This window comes from Lunatimonas lonarensis (assembly GCF_000390185.1).
GTDB classification, from domain to species: Bacteria; Bacteroidota; Bacteroidia; order Cytophagales; family Cyclobacteriaceae; genus Lunatimonas; species Lunatimonas lonarensis.
Genome location: NZ_AQHR01000047.1, coordinates 1 through 2,777 on the forward strand (window position 1 = coordinate 1; position 2,777 = coordinate 2,777).

2 protein-coding genes are annotated in these 2,777 nt (G+C 36.6%); both read left to right on the forward strand.

Features of this window, described 5'->3' with window-relative positions; genetic code table 11:
• Nucleotides 1–1,094 (forward strand): BF3164 family lipoprotein (locus ADIS_RS07155; protein WP_035805075.1); only part of this gene is annotated, 1,094 nt, incomplete at its 5' end.
• Nucleotides 1,095–1,205: 111 nt separating this feature from the next.
• Nucleotides 1,206–2,318 (forward strand): BF3164 family lipoprotein, encoded by a 1,113-nt coding sequence (locus tag ADIS_RS07160; protein ID WP_010853727.1) that lies wholly within the window; start codon nucleotides 1,206–1,208, stop codon nucleotides 2,316–2,318.
• The last annotated feature ends 459 nt before the right edge of the window (nucleotides 2,319–2,777 follow it).

Sequence of the window (2,777 nt, forward strand, 5' to 3'; positions counted from 1 at the left end):
ACCGCAGGTTTTTGGCTATCTTTAAAATTAGTCGGACGCCAATAATTATTTTATTGTTTTCGTTTCTCGTCATTTCTTGTTCAGAAAGGCGAAGTTCAAATTATTCACTTTTTGAGAAAAGATATGCACTTGTAGGCGAAATAATTCTGGAGGACGAGGTAGATGCAACCGGTTTATATATGCTTGATTCATTCTTGCTGGTAAAAACCAGAGGAAATCAAGGTGTTCACTTCAATGTGTATCACTCAAAGAAGTTGGAAAAATTTGGTAGTTTCGGATATGTCGGAGAAGGAGTAAATGAATTTATGTCAGCAAGATTGAGCGGTGATTTTATTGAGATTAATAACGAAAAATATCTTATTATTTCTGATCTGAATTTTGGGAAGGTAACGTATTTTAATTTTAGCCATTTTATAAAAACAGGAAAGGAAACTTATGTGAATGAATTTAATCCAAGTTTTGAGCATGGATTAACCCAATCTGTTTTTCAAATCAATGATTCTATCATGGTATCTACGCCTGGTATGGATGCAAAAGAACGAGGCAGGCTATTGTATTATAACTTATCCTCTGACAGCAGTTTTGTTACCGACCTGTTTCCCAGCGTGAAAGATAATAATCTAAATGCGTACGATCTCTATGCGTTATATTTTAGTCAAATCACCATCAACAAAGATAAGAGATTGATTGCATCAGCAATGGATGGATTTAACAGAATTGATATGTTTGATTTTGAGGGAAAACTTATTAAATCTATGGTCACAGGCGATTCTGATCATATTACAAAAAGGGATAGACTGACAGTCGATGGGGCTTTGTTACCATACATGTCCCATTATATGTATGTTACTTCGACTGAAAAATATATATTTTCACTTTATTATGGGCAGAATTTTATGGAAATAGGAACAGTTAAAATTGATCCGGTGATAAATGTATTTACCTGGGATGGGGAATTTTATTGTCAACTTATGTTAAATGATTATTTGTCCCAGTTTGCAGTAGATACAGAGAATTTCCTGATCTACGCTATTGATCGTTACCCTGACCGAATTTTGAGATACGATATAAGGGATATTTTCTCATCTCTTTGAATGGCAACAGTAAATCCCAATGTGGATCCTAACTTAGGTAATTAATACCCCTTATCTGACGTTAGGATAAGGGGTGTTTCTTAAAGGCGGGTGTATTAAAAAAGGTATTAAATGAAGAAGATTAATAAAATTTACATTTTGCCATTTTTACTGTTAAGCGCTTGTACCAATTCCAATGAGCAGGAAAAAGCAGCAAAAAAGATATCTTTTGGAGATTTTGGACCTGTGGAGAAAATTCAAGGAGAGTCCATTGTCCAAAATGACTATAATATAAACCGTCTAGTTTACGTAATGGATACACTTTTATTATTAATGACGGAAAGTGGGAAGTATTTTTTTAACGTATATCATAAAAACACTTTGGAATATCAAGGATCCTTTGGCGTAAGGGGGGAAGGACCAGAGGAGTGGAGAATGATTAATTTTGCAGGTCAATTTGAGATAGCTTCCTCCGGAATATGTATTTGGGTATCTGAGTACCATAGAGGGTTTATTTCAAAAATTAATATAACTAAAACATTGAAAAATTCATCTCCTTATCCGGTCATAGATCAAACCATTAATATAAATAGCAAGAAATTTCCTTTCCTTGACATGATATATGTTAGTGATGAAAAATTGATATCAAGATGTTGGATTTACGAAGAGGACTATGTCCGGATTAAATCACTAGATCCAAAGACTCAAAATATAAAAAAGTCAGAGCTGTTTCCAAAGATTACAAATGTGGAAAAGTTACCAGCAGATATAATCAATAGCCTCTACACTGCTACGCTATCCAAACACCCTTCGAAAAACCTATTTGTACAGGCTACATTTATTTTTGATAGGATTGATATTTTTGATGAGGATTTAAAGTTGGTCAGATCTATAGTAGATGGCAATAATTGGAGGGACGAATACTACGATGCGTTAGAGATTGATGTCGAATCGGATTTTATTTCGGATAAGGTTAGCGGCTATAACAACATAAGTCTAACAGAACGTTATATTTTTGCCATAGACGCCAAAAGCAAAATAAGCCAGGTTGATGGGACAGTTTTGGAAAAGACTATCAAAGTGTTTGACTGGGAAGGAAACCCTGTCTGTTTAATGCGGACAACTGATAATATATTTGGCATCTCTGTAGATGAGCAAGAAGGTGTTTTGTATGCTACAGACATGGAAAATGAGAAAGTTTTACGCTATGCCATTAAGGACTTGATGGAGCGATGGGAAAAATAAGATTTTTTTCTGATCGGTTTTAACTTACAGCGGTGTCTCATCGTTTTTGGCTTACATGGATATAGGTTTGGGTCTGATTTGACCACCGGCACTTGTCAATCAACGATTGAACGATCGCATGGAACTACGCGGGTTTAGAAGGTTTTATAGATGTTTTTTTATTGGTAATCCAATCCGCTCCATTTTCAGGAAAACTACGACCACACACGCTGTCCATGCTGCAGAAAGGGCATCATGCAGACCGTCCTGTACTTTGACCCCAACGCGCCGCCTCCGGCCATCAACCAAAAACGCACCGCCTATGAACCCCATTAGCATCCGGTTTCGGCCGGTACGGAACAGCACGTGCCTGCACGGCCGAAAACAGCCAAAACACCAAAAAACAAGGTAAAATCAGCCAACAAAACCACTCAGTAAGCATAAAGAAAAGAAACAACCAGTCAAAATGCCGCAGAACCA

Coding starts and splice junctions, on each gene's coding strand:
- ADIS_RS07160 (WP_010853727.1), top strand. CDS start 1,206: ATGAAGAAGATTAATAAAATTTACATTTTGCCATTTTTACTGTTAAGC.